The sequence below is a fragment of the Streptomyces sp. NPDC003379 genome (genome assembly GCF_053589195.1).
The window spans coordinates 121,903-137,996 of sequence record NZ_JBSFRK010000011.1 but is presented as its reverse complement, the minus strand read 5'-3'; the positions used below and the strand labels follow the sequence as shown (position 1 = coordinate 137,996).

Here is a 16,094-nt window from a genome sequence, read left to right as displayed (position 1 = left end):
GCCACTGCCCTCCGCCGTCATCTGCGGCCTCCTCGGCGTGCCCGTCGAGGACCGCGAGCGGTTCCGCCGCTGGGCGGCCGAGATCGTCGCCGCCACCAGCCTTGAGGTGGGGGCCGCCGCGGCCCGGGCCATCATCGAATACCTCAGCTCCCTCGTCGAGACGGAGCGTCGCAGTGCCGGCGAAGACGACCTGCTGAGCACGCTGGCCCACACCACCGACGGCGACCGGCTCTCCCCCGGTGAGCTGCTCAACAACTGTCTGCGCCCTGCTGCGCAACCCCGGCCAGCCGGCCGCGCTGCGCGCCGACCCCTCGCTCGTCGAAGGCGCGGTCGAGGAGACGCTGCGCTACGACGGCCCGGTGAAGGAGTGCACCCTGCGGTACGCCGCGGAACCGGTGGAGTTGGGGGACGCCACCGTCGCGGCCGGCGAGAAGGTGCTCATCGTCCTCTCCGCGGCCTCACACGATCCCCTTCCGGTGCGCTACACCCCCAAGGGCCGTTAGTTGTCCCGGACCAGGTCCGCGGTTCTGACCGAGGCACGGTCGATCAGGCGGGCGAGTTCGGTGACGTACGGCGGCTCGAACAGGGTCAGGTGGTCTCCTTCCAGGACGTGGTGGGTCAGCCGGGCGGGGGCGCAGACACGGGACCAGGAGCGGATCGCGGCGCGCCGGAAGTCCTCGTCCTGTTTCTCGGCCTGGACGAGTGCGACCGGGCCCGCGTACCGCGACGGGTGGTAGGCCCGGGCGGCCCGCAGATGGACGCGGTTGGTGTGCCGTCGGAGGTCCAGCCGGAGCAGCTCGGCGGCGCTCAGGTCCTCCTCCGCCACCATGGGGCCCGACTCCTCCCGGTCGTCGTCCCGGTCGGCGTCCTCGTCGAACTCCGAAAGCTGTGCGGAGAGGTAGCTCTCGACGAGGAAGACCATGTCCGCGCGCTCGCCCCGCAGTTCGAGCAGCCGGGCCATTTCGAAGGCCACCAGGCCGCCCATGGACCAGCCCAGCAGCCGATACGGGCCGGTCGGCGCCACCGCGCGTACGGCCGCCAGGTAGCGGGCGGCCAGCGCCTCGACGCTCCGGTCCTCGTGGTCGGCGCCTTCCGACGACGTCTGGAGGGCGTACAGCGGGCCGCGCAGCTCGTGGCAGGCGGCGAGGTGGCGGAAGCCGATGGCCTCGCCGCCCGCCGGGTGGACGCAGAACAGAGGGGTGCCCTCGCCCCGGGGCCGCAGCGCCACGATGTCGTCAGGGAGGGCGGGAAAGGCAGGCAGGGCGGGCTGAGCGGCGTTGCCCGCCTTGAGCAGCCGGGCCAGGTGCCTCGGCGTGGCCGCCCTCCCGGGCCGCCTCACCTCGTGGGCCGTCCCCGACCACGTGTCCGACCCCGGCTCCGGCTCCGAGAACAGGACGGGGACCGGGAGCCTGGCGTGGAACTCCTCGTTGAGCCGGGCGATCAGCCGCACGGCCAGCAGGGAGTGGCCGCCGAGTTCGAAGAAGTCGTCCTCCGCGCCGACGGGGGCGACTCCGAGCAGTTCCTCGAAGACCCGGGCCACTGCGGCCTCCACCGGGTCGGCCGTCGGCGGGCCCGCCCGACCCACCGACGAGACGGGAGACCCGGTGCCGTCGGCCTGGACGAGTGACCGCACCGCGGCCTGGTCCACCTTGCCGTTCGGTGTGAGGGGTAGCGCCTCGGTCCTGGCATAGGTGGCCGGCACCAGTGGGGACGGCAGCCGCTCGTCCAGGTGGTCACGCAGGGCCCGCGCGGTTGTGGCGTGGACGTCGTCGGCGACGACACAGGCGGCCAGGTGGTCGCCGCGTTCCTCGTCCGCGACCAGGACGACGGCGGCGTCCCGCACGGCGGGGTGCCGCAGCAGCGCGGCCCGGATCTCCTCGGGCTCCACCCGTACTCCGTTGACCTTGATCTGGTCGTCCACCCGCCCCAGATACCGGATCAGGCCGTCCGGACCGACGCAGGCCAGGTCGCCCGAGCGGTACAGACGGCGGCCGGGTTCCGGCGAGAAAGGGTGCGGTATGAACCGTTCGGCGGTGGCGGCGGGGGCGCCCAGGTATCCGCGGGCGAGGCTCGTGCCGCCGATGTGGATCTCACCCGGCACGCCCACCGGCACGGGGGTGAGGTCCTCGTCCAGGACGAGGATCTCGGCGTGGTCCATGGGCCGGCCGATGGGCACGGGGCCGGGGCCGTCGTGGGCGTCCACCTCGTGCACGCACACGCCGACGGCGGTCTCGGTCGGCCCGTACTCGTTGAAGATCCTCGTTCCCGGGGCGTGGGCGGTCCAGATGTCGACCGCACCCCTGTCCAGGGCCTCACCGCCGAGGACGAGGGCGCCGGTGGTGCCGGCCAAGTCCCCCGGCTCCACGGACTGGTTGATCACCTTCAGGTGTGACGGGGTCAGCTTGAGCAGGTCCAGGCCGGTCCGGTCGGCCAGGTCCGCGGAGAGGGCGAGGGCGTCCCGCCAGGCGGGGTCGAGGAGGACGGGACGGCCGGTGACCAGCGGCAGGAACAGACTCGTCACGGTGAGGTCGAAGCCGATCGAGGAGTGCGCCATCGCCCCGCCCTCACCGCCCTCACCGTCCTCATCTACGGCGTCTGAGGCGACGTACGTCCGAGCACTCCACAGCAGGTAGTCGCACACGGCCCGGTGGGGCAGCATCACCCCTTTCGGCGTCCCGGAGGAGCCGGAGGTGAACATGATGTACGCGAGGTGGTCCGGCCCTGCCTCGCACAGCCGTCCGGGTTCGGCTTCCGCGTCCGTAGCCGCGGGCGGCGGCAGGTCGCGCAGGTCGACGCACGCGACGCCCTCGGCCGTCACCGCCTCGTCCGGCCGATCGGTGAGCAGCATGCGGCATCCGGCCCGTTCCAGGAGTTCCCGTGTCCGTAGAGGCGGGAGCCGCGGATCTAGCGGCACATACGCCCCGCCTGCCTTGAGCACGGCCAGCAGCGCCACGATTAGCGCGGCCGAGGGGGCCGCCCGCACGGCCACCGGGGTTTCGACGCGGACGCCCCGGGCGCGCAGCGCTTCGCTCCACCGGGTCGCCCGCGCGTCGAGTTCCCGGAAGGTCAGCCGCTCGGTACCGGCCACGACGGCGAGGGCGTCCGGGGAGCGTCGGGCCTGCCGTTCGACGAGGCCGTGCAGGCAGTGGCCCTCCGCCGGGGCCGGAAGGTGGTCCCGCGTCCGGGCGGCACCGGCCGCGGGAGGCAGGTGCGCCTCGCGCACGGGGGTAGCGGGCGCGGCCAGCAACTCGGCGAGCAGTGTGGCGTACTGGTCGGCGACCACCCGGACATAGGCGTCGTCGAACTGACGGCCGTCGTAGTGCCAGGTCGTGCGGCCCTCCGTCGCGCCCAGGGCGCAGGCCAGCCGCAGGGCGTGGGACTCGGTCTCGACGTCGTCCCAGGCCACGGCGTAGGTGACGCCGTCGGCGCACCGCGGTGCCGACGTGTCCGCGCAGACGAAGCCGATGTCGCGCCCCGCCCGCTCCGCGGCACCGGAGCAGGGGGTGTCCTGCTGGGCCTCCTCGGCGTCGGACAGGGCGCGTTCCGCGCGGGCGGCGAGGGCGTCGAGGACCAGGCCGGGGTCGATCCGCGCGGTGACCTCGGCCCACTGCGCGAAGTGGCCGATGGCGGTGGCCGTCTCCTCGAACTCCCGCCCGTCGAGCAGCACGTCGACGGTGATGTCGGGCTGTCCGCCGATCCTGGCCAGCAGCGTCTGCCAGCAGGCGAGCAGCACGGCCCCCGGCCGCACGCGACGCCGCAGCGCGTAGTCGTGGACGGCGGCCGTGATGCCGTCCGGCAGGGGCGCGGTGACGGTGCGGCGCTCCGGTCGGCCGGAGCCGACAAGCCGGCGCAGCGGCAGGGACAGCCGCGGGGCGGAGCCGCCGGGTGCGGGGTGTGGTGGCTCCTCACCGAACCCGCTGAACTCGCCGAACTCGCCGAACTCCTGATGCTGCCACTCGGCGAACTGGCTGTACTGGAGCACCTCGTCGGTGGGCGGTGTGCCCGCGTACCGTTCGGCCAGTTCGTCGACGAGCAGTCGCAGCGTGTGGCCGTCGGCGGCCAGGGCGGTGGTGGTGAGCAGCAGGGCGTGTCGGCGGGGGCCTAGGGTGAAGAGGGCCGCCCTCAGCACCGGGTCGTCAGGACCGCCGTGGGGCAGCTCTCGCCGGGCGCGGGACTCCTCGTCGATCCTGTGCGCGCGCGCCGTCTCGTCCAGGTGCTCCAGCTCCTCGTAAAACCAGGACGGGCCCGGACGGTCCGCGTCGTGGACGACGAGCAGCGCGGTGCGGGTGCCCGGCACCCGCCGGTAGACGGAGCGGAGGATTTCGTGCCGGGCCACCGTGTCGTGCAGCGCGGACGTGAGCCGGTCCGTGTCCAGTTCGCCGTCGATGGTGACGAGCGCCTGCGCCCAGGACGGCACGCCGAGTTCGGCCAGCTCCCACAGCCGCTGCTGCTGGAACGACAGCCGGAACCCCTCCACCTGCCGAGCCTGCCGCGCCTGCTCCGTCTCCGCCGTCACCGGTAGCTCACCATGCCGCCCATGGCGACGAGGAGTTCGCGTTCGCCGCGGAAAGGGTTGCGGGCGTGGGCGGCGAGGATGTTGTCCAGCAGCATCACGTCACCGCGCTCCCAGGGGAAGGAGACCTCCAGCTCCTGGTAGACCCGCAGGATCTCGTGCATCGCCCCGTCGGGTATCGCGGTGCCGTCGCCGAACCGGCAGCCGCGCGGGAGTTCCTCCGGGGCCATGGTGGACAGCAGTGATTCCCGTGCCTCGGTGGAGAGGCACGCGGTGTGCCAGTGCTGCGCCTGGTTGAACCAGGACCACTCGCCGGTGCGCGGATGGCGCAGCACGGCGGGCCGTACGGCGGTGGTGCGCAGCCGGTCGCCGTACCACTCGTAGCGCAGTCCCTGCCGGGCGCAGCGGGCCTCGGCCTCGGCCCGGTCCCCGGTCCGGAAGACGTCCCGCCAGTCGAGCCCGAGCCCGGTGCCGTAGTTGCGGACGTACATGACCCCCTTGGCGGTGAACTCCTCGCGCAGCGCCGGGTCGAGCGCGCGGTGGACGGCGCGGCTGTCGACCACGGGTGTCTCGCCGCCGGAGTCGGCCGGGCGGGCGCAGCAGAACCAGATGCGGGTGGGGCCCTCGTCGTTGAAGGAGTTCTCGTTGTGCCAGAGCAGCTTCTCCTCCGGCGGGAAGAACACCGGCGTGTAGATGTTGCCGCCGAGTGCGGCGCGCGGGTGCTCGCCGTTCTCGCCGAAGAGGTCGTCGACGAAGACGGAGGCGAAGCGTTCCAGGGCGTCCGGGTCGGTGATGCCGAAGCCCCGGAACAGCAGGGCGCCGTGCCGTTCCAGATCGGCGTCGAGCCGGGTGCGGTGCGCGCGGGCCCAGGCCACCGGGTCGACGTCGGGGCGGGCCGGCCGCAGCACGAGCGGCAGGTCGGCTCCGTCCCGCAGCGGCTCCCGTACGACCACGTCGTCCGAGGCCACGGCGACCTTGGTGGGCTTGATCCCGCGCAGGGCACCGGGGCCTCGCCGCCCGGACCGTCCCGACGCGGAGCGGGCCGGGCGGGTCGGCCGGGCCGTCGTGGGCAGGGGTGCTTCGGCGATCGAGGCGTCCGGTCGGGCGGCCATGTCGGCGACCAGCGTGACGTACCGCTCGCGCAGTTCCTCCATGGTCGACGCGTCGAAGAGGTCGGGGTCGTAGTTGAGGAACCCGGCGATCCCGTCGTCGTCCTCTTCCAGGACGAGGGTGATGTCGAAGCGGCTGGTGTCGATGAGGTCCACCTGGAAGGGGCTCAGCCGCAGGCCGGCCATGGCGTCGGCGGCCCGCCGGTTGTTGTTGAGCACCAGCTTGATCTGGAACAGCGGGCTCTGGTTGCGGGTACGGGGCGGGCTGAGGGCCTTGACGACCTCCTCGAACGGCAGGTCCTGGTGCGCGTAGGCGTCCAGCGCCACTTCCTTGGTGCGGCCCAGCAGGTCGCGCCAGGTCGGGGCGCCGGTGAGATCGGCGCGCAGGACGATCTGGTTGACGAAGAAGCCGATCAGCGGTTCGGTCCTGCTGTCGGAGCGTCCTGCGACGTCCGAGCCCACCACGAGATCTGTCTCCCCCGTCTGCCGGTTCACCACGGCGAACAGCGCGGCGAGCAGCGCCATGAACAGGGTGCTGTCCTCCTCCCGGCACAGCGCGCGCACCCCGTCCGCGGCCGGGGCCGGGATGCGGAAGCGCAGGCTCTCGCCCCGGTGTTCGGGGTGCGCCGGGCGCGGCCGGTCCAGGGGCAGCCCCGGCAGGTCGAGGATGCCGCTCAGGCGTGCGGTCCAGTGCTCCACCAGCCGGTCGAAGTGGCCGGCCTCCGCGAGCCGGCGCTGCCAGACCGCGTAGTCCGCGTACTGCACGACCAGTTCGGCCAGTCGGGGCGAGCGCCGCTCACGGTCCGCCGCGTACAGCTCGGCCAGTTCGTCACGGAGGACGGCGGCCGACCAGCCGTCCACCGTCATGTGATGGGCCGTCAGCAGCAGTACGTGGTCCACCGGGCCGAGTCGGAGCAGCCCGGCCCGCAGTACGGGCCCGGTGGCCAGGTCGAAAGCCTCGGCGTACTGCTCCTTCGCCAGCCGCCGCGCCTCCGTCTCCCGCCGCTCCGGCGGGTACGACGTCAGGTCGGTGAGCGGCAGCGCGGGTGGCTCGGCGGGCAGTACGGTCTGGAACGGCTGCCCGTCACGGACGGTGATCACGGTCCTGAGCACCTCGTGCCGACGTACGATCTCCGCCACCGCCCGGCGCAGCGCGCCGATGTCGAGTTCGCCCGTCAGCCGGACGAAGACCGGGAAGTTGTACTGGGCGGTGTCCGGGTCCATCTGGTGGAGGAACCACAGGCGTTCCTGGGCGAAGGAGGCCGGTACGGCCCCGTCCCGTTCGGCGGGGACCAGGGCGGGCAGCACGGGCCCGTTCTTCTCGGCGGTCAGGCCGTCGACGAGGGCGGCCAGCGCACCGAGGGTCGAGGCGTCGAACGGCCCGCGGATCGGCACCTCCACCTCGAACTCCTCCCGCAGCCGGAACACGAGCCGGAAGGTGAGCAGGGAGTGCCCGCCGAGGTCGAAGAAGTCGTCCTCGGCGCGGATGCCGTCGCGGCCGAGCAGTTCGCTCCAGATGGCGGCCATCCGGTGTTGGGTGGGCGTGAGCGTGGCCTCCGGCCGCGCTTCGGGCGCCCCGGTGGCGTCCGTGTTCTCGGGGTTCTCGGTGGTCAGCGGCAGGTCGGTGAGCGCGGCGCGATCGACTTTGCCGTTGGCGTTGAGCGGGATCCGGCGCAGGACGACGTACCGGGAGGGAAGCAGGGGGCCGGGCAGCCGTTCGGCGAGCCGGGACTCGATCCCGGGCAGTGCGGCGAGCGCCGCGGGGCGCCAGAGCGGTGCGGTCGCGAGCCTGTGCGGTTCCGTGGTGGTGACCACCGGTGGCGGCACCGTCGGGGGCGTTCCGCGGCGGTGCAGCAGCAGGTCGTAGGAGCCGTCGGGCCGTCCCTCGGCCCAGCTCGGTTCGGCGTCGTACCCGTGGTGCCCGGCGAGGCGGCACAGCTCCTCCGGGTCGACGCCCGGTCGTACGGTGTCCGGCGCCGCGCCGGAGAGCCGGGCCAGCAGCCGCAGGTCTCCCGTCAGCCGGGCGTTGGGGATGCCGCGCAGCACAAGCCGGTCGGGGCGCTCGGCGCCGAGCAGCGTGCCCAGGGCGTCCGCGTCCAGGTGCTCCGCCTGCCAGTCCCGCTCCGGCGGTGACGCGGCCTCGGGGCCGTCGTGCGCCGTGCACTCGCCGGTGACCGTGAGGATGACGTCGTAGCGGTACCGGGTCAGTTCGTTGTCGGCCGTTCCCCGCTTGGGCAGGACCCTGACCGGGCCGACCCGCGGCCACCGTGCGGCCAGTTGGCCGAAGAGCCGGGGGTCGAGGCAGAGTTCGTTCTCGGTCTCCACGCCCCAGGTGGTCTCGCCGCGCAGGACGGCGTCGGGCGTGCCCGGCTTCGCCCGGTGGGCGGCGACGGAGGCGTGGAAGGCGTCCAGGAGGGCGAGGTTGCGCAGGTCGCCGAGGAACACATGGCCACCGGCGGGCAGCGCGTCGATCGCCCGCTCCAGGACCGCCAGCAAATAGTCCACGGACGGGAAGTACTGGACCACGGAGTTCAGGATCACGGTGTCGTACGTCTCGCCCGGGCGGATCGCGCGATGGGCGGGGTCGGCCCGCAGCCCGATCCGCTCGGGGGCGTCGACGGTGGCGGCGACCTCGCGCCGCAGCCGTTCGACGACCTGCTCGGACAGGTCGACGCCCTGGTAGAAGTCGCAGTCGGGGGCGGTCCTGGCGAGGATGAGGCCGGTGCCGCAGCCGATCTCCAGGGCGCGGCGCGGCCGCAGCGCGCGTATGCGGTCGACCGTGGCGTCGAGCCACTCGCGCATCCCGTCGGCCTCCATCGGCTCGCCGGTATAGCTGCTGTTCCAGCCGGTCAGATCAAACGACGGGTCGGCGGGGCGCTCCGCGCAGCCGTAGGTGTCCTCGTACAGCGTCCGCCAGTGGTCCACCCAGGCCGTCTCGGCCGCCGCGTCCGACGGTGCGACGGCGTCGGTGTCGGTGTCCGGGCTGACGAAGGCGACCAGTTGCCGGGACTCGGGGGTGGAGCCGTGTGCGATCACGGCGGCCTCCCGGACCGCCGGGTCCCGGGCCAGCGCGGCGGCCACCTCCTGCGGCTCGACCCGGTGACCGCGGATCTTCACCTGGTCGTCGAGGCGGCCGAGGTATTCGAGGTCCCCGTCGGCCGTCCGGCGCACCCGGTCACCGGTCCGGTACAGACGTCCGCCCGGCTCGCCGCCGAAGGGGTCGGGAACGAAACGCTCCGCCGTCGGGCCGGGGCGGTTCCAGTAGCCGTGGCAGACGCCATCCCCGCCGACGTACAGCTCTCCGGGCGCGCCCGGTGGCACCGGGTTCATCGCCTCGTCGAGCACGTACAGCCGCGTGTGGTGCACGGGCCTGCCGATCGGCACCCGGCCGAAGCCGCCGGACGGGTGCGCGCTGTCGTACGCGGCGCAGGCCACGGCGGTCTCGGTGGGGCCGTACTCGTTGACGATCCGGGGCGCTCCGGAACCGGTGCGCCAGGCCGCGAGCCGCTCCTCGTGCAGTTCCTCGCCGCCGACGACCAGGGTGCGGGTCCACGCCCCGGCACGCGCGGGGGCCGCGGAGCCCTCCAGCATCTTCAGGTGCGAGGGGGTGAGCTTGACGAACGCGAGGCCGGTGTCCGCCTCGGCCGAGGAGCGCAGGGCCTCACCGGGTACACCGGAGTCATCGGCGAGCAGCAGGCGCCGGCCGGCAAGGAGCGGGGCGAACAGGCTCGTGACGGTCAGGTCGAAGGAGAGCGAGGAGTGCAGGGGGACGGCGCCGTCCGCCTCGGGCGGCAGGTACGTCTCCACCGCCCACAGCAGGTAGTTGGCGACCTGGCGGTGGGAGAGCATGGCGCCCTTGGGCCCGCCGGTCGAGCCGGAGGTGTACATCAGGTACATCAGGTCGTCGGGCCCGCCGTCGCCTGTGGGCGGGGCCCCGGTCGCCTCCTCGGCCACCCGGTCCGGGTCCAGCGCGACGACCGGGACGTCCGGCACATCCAGGTCGCCCGGGTCGCCGGGCCCTGCTTCGGTGATCAGCAGTACGGCCCCGCTGTCGCGCAGCATGTGGCCGCGCCGGGCCGGCGGATAGGCCGGGTCGAGCGCCACGTACGCGGCGCCGCTCTTCAGTACGGCGAGCAGCGCGACCACCGCCTCGGGCGTGCGGGGCAACAGCACCGCGACGACGCGGCCGCGACCGGCGCCGAGGCCGCGCAGCCGGTGCGCGAGGCCGTTGGCACGGCGGTCGAGATCGAGGTACGTGAGGTCGGCGCGGCCCGGCGCCGACACCGCCACCGCGTCGGGAGTGGTGCGCGCCCGCTCGGCGAAGAGCCGGTCCACGCGTACGTCCTCGGGGCGGGCGGCGGTCGCGCCGTGGCCCTCGCGCAGGACCCGCTCGCGCTCCTCGTCCGTCAGCAGCGGCAGTTCACCGACCCGCGTGTCGGGGGCGGCGGCCACGGCGGCGAGCAGGACGCCCAGCGAACGGGCGAGCCGCTCACCGGTGGCCGTGTCGAACAGGTCCGTGGCGTGGATGAGCCGGCCCTCCAGTCCGGCGTCGGTCTCCCAGATGTTCAGGTCGAGGTCGAAGCGGGCGGCGTCGTGGTCCAGGTGGTCCAGCGGGGCGAGACCGATACCGCCGGGCAGGGTGCGGACCGGGCGCAGTGGCGTGTTGTGGAGGGTGAAGTTGACCTGGTAGATCGGGTTCCGGCCGGGGCCGCGCTCCGGGTGCAGCCGCCGGGCGACCAGGTCGAGGGGCACGTCCTGGTTCTCGTACGCCTCCAGGCACGTCGTGCGGACCTCGGCGAGGAACTCCTCGAAGGACGCCCGCGGTGCGACCCGTGAGCGCAGCGGGACCGAGTTGGCGAAGAAGCCGACCAGATCGTGGAAGCCGCGGTAGCGCCGGTTGGCGACGGGGGTGCCGACCACCACGTCGTCGTGGCCGCCGTACCGGGCGAGCACGATCTGGAACGCGGCGAGCAGTGCCATGAACAGGGTGCTGCCGGTGCGCGCCGCCACCTTGCGCAACTCGTCGGTCACGGGTGCGGGAACGGTGAACACGGTGGATCCGGCGCGCCCCCCGGGCCGCTCGGGGCGGGGACGGTCGGCGGGCAGCGGCATCGGGTCCGGGGCGCCGGCCAGCCTGCGCTCCCAGTAGTCCAACTGTCCTGCGGCCTCGTCGCCTTCGGCCCACTCGTGCTGCCAGCGCGCGTACTCGGCGTACTGCACCGTGGGGGCGGGCGGTTCGGGTGCCCGCCCGTCGAGGCGTGCCCCGTACGCGGTGCCCAGGTCGCTCAGGAGGACGCCCAGCGACCAGCCGTCGACGACCGCGTGGTGGAAGGTGAGCACCAGGACCGCGTCGTCGGCGGCGAGGCGCAGCAGCCGGAACCGCACCAGCGGTCCCTCGGCCAGGTCGAACCTCTCCTCGGCGTCCGCACGGGCGAGCCGCTCGGCCTCCGCCTGCCGGTCGTGGCCGGGCAGCGCGGTCAGGTCGACGACGGGCAGCGGCTGATGCCGGTGCGGCAGGACCCGCTGCACGGTGCGGCCGTCCCGGACCGGCAGGACGGTGCGCAGGACCGCGTGGTGGCGCAGCAGGTCGTTGAGGGCGGCTTCGAGGGCGGTGTCGTCCAGCGGTCCGGTGAGGCGGTGCACGACGGGACTGTGGTAGGCCGCGCTGTCCGGGTCGAGGCCGGAAAGGAACGCCATCCGGCGCTGGGTGAAGGACGCGGGGGCCTCGCCGTCGTCGTCCCATGCGGGCAGCCCGGTCGGGGCTCCCTTCTCCCACAGGCGCTGGCGCAGCAGGGCCCGCTGCCCGGCGGGGAGGCGTTCGATCCTGGCCCGCAGGTCCGCGTCGATCGCGTCGGCCGTCTTGGTAGTGCGCGTCATGCGGTTCCCCCCGCTCGTCCCTCGGCTCGCCGGGGCCCGGCGAGCCGCTCCAGTTCGGCCACCAGGCCGTCGAGTTGTTCCGGGTCGTCGTCCGCGCCCGCGGACGCTCGTACGGCCGCCGCCTCGTCGGTGGCCCGCTCGACCTCGACGGCGAGGCCGGCCAGGGTCGGCGCGTCGAACAGTGTCCGCAACGGCAGGGCCACGCCGAGCCGTTCGCGGATCGAGGCGCGCACCACCGAGGCCAGCAGCGAGTGACCGCCGATGAGGAAGAAACTGTCGTACACCCCGAAGGACCGCACGCGCAGGGCGTCCGCCCAGATCTCCCACAGGGCGCGCTCCGTCGCCGTCCTCGGTGGCACCGTGTCCGCGTCCGGCGGGCCGCCGTCGATCTCGGCGATGCCGGGCAGCGCCCGTCCGTCGATCTTCCCGCTGGGCGTCGTGGGCAGCGCGTCCAGCAGGACGACATGGCCGGGCACCATGTGCGACGGCAGCCGGTCCCGGAGCCGGCCGAGCAGCTCCGGCGGGGACGGCCTACGCCCCGGCGCGGGGACGACGTAGGCGACGAGCCGCCGGTCCTCGGCGACGTCGACGGCGCGCACGACGCACTCGCGCACGTCTTCGCGGGCCAGCAGGGCCGCCTCGACCTCCCCCGGCTCGATGCGGTAGCCGCGGATCTTCACCTGCTGGTCGGCCCGGCCGAGGAAGTCCAGCGCCCCGTCCGGGAGCCTTCGCACCAGGTCGCCGGTGCGGTACATCAGCGCACCCGGCCGGGGAGCGAACGGATCCGGCAGGAAGCGTTCCGCGGTCTGGCCCGGGCGGCCCAGATAGCCCCGGGCGACCCCGAGCCCGCCGACGTACAACTCGCCGGTCACGCCGATCGGCACGGGGCCCAGCTCTCGGTCGAGGACGTGCAGCGTGGTGTTGGTGAGGGCGCAGCCGATGGGCACGCTCCTGGCGTCCTCCGCCAGCCGGTCCGCCAGGTGGGTCGTGGAGAACGTCGCGTTCTCGCTCGGGCCGTAGCCGTTGTGCAGGTGCGCGGGCGGCGCGCCGCCGCGGAGCACCGCACGCGTGCGACGGGGGTCCATCACCTCTCCGACGACGAAGAGATGGCGCAGCCCGCCGAAGGCCGTCGGGTCGATGTCGGCCACCCGGTTGAAGAGCGTGCCGGTGAGGGCGACGATCGTGGGCCGCAGCTCACGCAGCGCGGCCAGCACCTCGTCGGGGCCGAGGGGTTCGTCGCCGGGCAGCACGTCCACCCGTGCGCCGTTGCACAGCGCCCCCCACACCTCGAAGGCGGTGATGTCGAAGGCCGGGTCACCGAGGTGCAGCAGGACGTCGCCGGGGCCGATGGACACGTAGTCGGTCGCGGTGATCAACCGCACGACGGCCCGATGGGGTATCCCGACGGCCTTGGGACGCCCGGTCGACCCGGAGGTGTGCACCACGGCGGCCAGCCCGACGGGGTGCGAGCGCGACCGCGGAAGCGGGCCGACGGCGCCGTCGTGTTCCGCGTCGGTGAGTCGCAGTACGGGTACGCCCGGACCGTGCAGCCAGGCGGGGGGTTCGGCGCGGCTGAGGACGGCCGAGATCTCGGCGTCGTCGGCCATGGACCGCAGTCGTTCCTCGGGGTGGCCGGGGTCGAGGACGAGAGGTGCGCCGCCGGCGAGGAGCACGCCGAGCATGCCCGTGACCAGGTCGGCGGAGCGTCGCATGTGCAGGGCGACGACGGAGTCCTGGGTGACCCCGGCCGCGATCAGGGTGCGTGCGACTCGGCCGGCCCGGTCCCGGAGCTGCGCGTACGTCCAGGTCCCGGTGCGGTCGGTGAGGGCGACGGCTTGTGGGGTGCGGTCCGCCCACACGCGGAACAGCCCGTCCACGGTGGCCGGTTCGGGCAGCGGACGGTCGGTCGCGTTCCAGGCGTCGATCCGGGCCCGGTCCTCGGGCGACAGTACGGGGATGTCCCCGATCCGCCGGTCGGGGTTCTCGGCGAGGACGGTGAGCAGCGTACGGAAGGCGGTCGTCATGCGGTCGGCCGACTCCGGCAGCCAGAGGTCGGACGCGAGGCGCAGCTCGGCCTCGACGTCGCCCCGCCCGTCGGCCTCGGTCACCGTGCACTGCAGATCGTAGGGAACGGTCGTGTCGTCCAGGGTGAGCGCGGACGTGGTGAGCCCCGCCGCGGTGAAGCCCGTACGCCGCGTGCCCGTCACGGCGAGGACCGCCTGGCAGAGGGGGGCTCCGGCGTGCGGCTCCGCCTCGTCCCGGGTGCGCGCGACACGACGGACCGCTTCCCGTAAAGAGGGGCGGCCCGTCAGATCGGCCCGCAGCGGGAGCACATCCTCGTACGGCCCGAACGCCGTCCGCTCGGACGCCGGCGGGCGACGGTCCACGGGGGTGCCGAACACGACGTCGTACCGGCCCGTCCAGCGCGCCAGCAGCACGGCGAAGGCGGCGGCCGGCACCGCCCACGCGGGTACGTCCTCCTCGCGGGCGAGCAGCCGTAGGGCCTCGGCGTGCCGGGCGTCGATGATCAGCCTGCGGACCGTCGCCCGGTGGGTCGGCCTCCTCGGCCGGGTCCGGTCGAGCGGCAGGTCGAGTGGTGGGGCGAGCGGCGGGATCGCCTCCGACTGCCGCTCCCCGTACGGCAGCCCTTCGTCCGTGCCCTCCCGCTCCAGGGCCACCCGGTCCGTGTACGAGGGCGGGGGCTGCGCCGGGCCCTCGCTCAACTCCGCGTAAGTGCGGGCGAGTTCACGCTCCAGCACGGTGAGCGAGGCCCGGTCGGCGACGATGCGGTGGGCCGTGAGCAGCAGCACGTGCCGCTGTTCGCCGGTGTGGACCAGGGTGGCGCGCATCGCGGGCCCGCGGTCGAGGGCGAAGGGCCGGGCGCTCTCCTCGGCGAGCACACCGCGCAGCTCCGCCTCGGGCACGGGCCCGCCCGCGAGGTCCAGTCGCCGCAGCGGCACCTCGGCCGTGGCGCGGACGGTACGGCGCGGCCCGTCCCCGCGCTCGTCGAAGGTGCTGCGGAGCAGTTCGTGGCGGAAGACACAGTCCCGCAGCGCGGACGCGAGCCGGCCTGCGTCCAGTGGGCCCTCGACGAGGGTGGCGGCGGACACGTGGTGGACGGGGGCGCCGACGGCGATCTGCTCCAGGTACCAGAGTCTTTCCTGGCCGTGGGAGAGCGGCAGCCGGGGCGTCTGTGGCGAGTGGGCCGTCGGTCGTATTTCCGGGTCGTCGTGCACGATGGCCTTCCCTGGTTCGCGGTGCGGCGGGCGCGGTGACGGATCGGGAGTCAGTCCGGCCGGAGGCTCTCCTCCCGTGGTGCCGGCGCGTCGGTAGGCCCTTCCAGCGGGGGCTGTACGGCGGTCTTCTCCGGGTGGCGCTGTCGGATGGGAGTGAAGGCGGCGGCCACGGCCACGGCCAGGAAGACGACGGCCACCGCGGTCAGCGGCCCACGTGTCCCGAGCCGGCCGACCAGCGCGGTGAGCAGGGCCGCACCGAGGGGCGCGAGGCTGCCGTGGATCGTCCAGAACGCGGAGGTGACCCGGCCGAGCAGATGGTCCGGCGTGACCTGTTGCCGCAGGGACATCGAGCAGACGCCCGCCAGCGCCATGCCGAAGGAGTACAGACAGATCGTCACGGCCGCCACGGACACCTGCCCGGTGCCGCCGAGGACCAGTATCGACACCGAGCACAGACTCATCGCGCCGAGCCAGCAGCGGCCGAACCCCCAGGAGCGGCGCAGCCTGGCGGTCGCGGCGGCGGCCACGCAGGTGCCGAGCCCGGCCAGCGCGAGGACGTAGCCCACCGTGCGTTCGTCCTGCTCCAGACCGTGCCGCAGGTGGTAGATGAACACGTCGGTCATGCCCAGGCTGAGGAAGGTGGTGACGGTCAGCAGCACGGTGAGCGACCGCAGCACCGGCGTACGCCACAGGAACGCGGCGCCGACCCGGAAGCCGGAGCGCAGGTCCCGCCCCCGCGCCGCCTTGCTCCCGGCGTCCTCGTCCGACGGCCGCGCGGTGGGCCTGAGCCTGATGAACGCCAGGCCCACGAGGGAGATCCCGAAGCTGCCCGCGTTGATGGCGACGGCGGCCGTCGGCCCGAAGAACCCGGCCACCACACCGGCCAGGGCCGGGCCGGCGATGTACGCGATCGCGTTCGTCGCCTCCAGCCGGCCGTTCGCCGCGACGATCTGCTCCTTGTCGACGAGGTTGGCCACGGCGGTGACATAGGTGATCCTGAACAGCATCTCGAAGACCGAGGCCAGCGCCATGACCACGTACAGCAGCCAGATCTGCGGGCTCAGAGCCCAGCAGAGCGGGATCACGCCGTACAGCACAAGACGGGCGGCGTCGCACAGCATCAGCAGACGCCGCCGGTCGAAGCGGTCGGCCCAGGCGCCGCCCACCAGACCGGTGAGCAGCGCGGCGACGCCCGCGACGGCCGTGAGCAACCCCATCTGCGCCGCCGACCCGGTGGTGTGCAGCACCAGCAGCGGGAGCGCCACCAGGGAGAAGGCGTTGCCGACCTCGGAGAGCGCCTGGACCGCCCAGAAGACGGAGAAGTCCCGGTTGGACCGGAGGGAACGCGCGGCGCACATG

At 73.8% G+C, this 16,094-nt stretch carries 5 protein-coding genes; 1 reads left to right on the top strand and 4 read right to left on the bottom strand.

Features of this window, described 5'->3' with window-relative positions; translation table 11 throughout:
• The first annotated feature begins 239 nt into the window (after window positions 1-239).
• The gene (locus ACWDVB_RS13040) at window positions 240-503 is read left to right on the top strand and encodes a cytochrome P450 (RefSeq protein ID WP_451513568.1); all 264 of its coding nucleotides are present in this window, start codon (window positions 240-242) and stop codon (window positions 501-503) included.
• Here the strand turns inward: ACWDVB_RS13040 and ACWDVB_RS13035 are convergent.
• Genes ACWDVB_RS13035 through ACWDVB_RS13020 form a run of 4 tightly spaced genes read right to left on the bottom strand, consistent with a single transcriptional unit; the run spans window position 500 to window position 16,093 of the window.
• Window positions 500-4,516, bottom strand: coding sequence for a non-ribosomal peptide synthetase (locus tag ACWDVB_RS13035; RefSeq protein WP_451513569.1), 4,017 nt, complete (start codon window positions 4,514-4,516; stop codon window positions 500-502). The two genes, ACWDVB_RS13040 and ACWDVB_RS13035, sit on opposite strands and share 4 nt — an antisense overlap.
• A complete protein-coding gene (locus ACWDVB_RS13030) occupies window positions 4,513-11,499 on the bottom strand; it encodes an amino acid adenylation domain-containing protein (protein WP_451513570.1) in 6,987 nt (2,328 codons plus the stop codon). The genes ACWDVB_RS13035 and ACWDVB_RS13030 overlap by 4 nt, the downstream gene beginning before the upstream one ends.
• Window positions 11,496-14,735 (bottom strand): non-ribosomal peptide synthetase, encoded by a 3,240-nt coding sequence (locus tag ACWDVB_RS13025; RefSeq protein ID WP_451513571.1) that lies wholly within the window; start codon window positions 14,733-14,735, stop codon window positions 11,496-11,498. Before ACWDVB_RS13025 ends, ACWDVB_RS13030 begins: the two co-directional genes overlap by 4 nt.
• Window positions 14,736-14,785: 50 nt before the next feature.
• On the bottom strand, window positions 14,786-16,093 hold the full coding sequence (locus tag ACWDVB_RS13020; protein WP_451513572.1) for an MFS transporter: 1,308 nt from the start codon (window positions 16,091-16,093) through the stop codon (window positions 14,786-14,788).
• Window position 16,094 lies beyond the last annotated feature (1 nt).

Coding starts and splice junctions, on each gene's coding strand:
- ACWDVB_RS13020 (WP_451513572.1), bottom strand. CDS start 16,093: ATGTGCGCCGCGCGTTCCCTCCGGTCCAACCGGGACTTCTCCGTCTTC.
- ACWDVB_RS13030 (WP_451513570.1), bottom strand. CDS start 11,499: ATGACGCGCACTACCAAGACGGCCGACGCGATCGACGCGGACCTGCGG.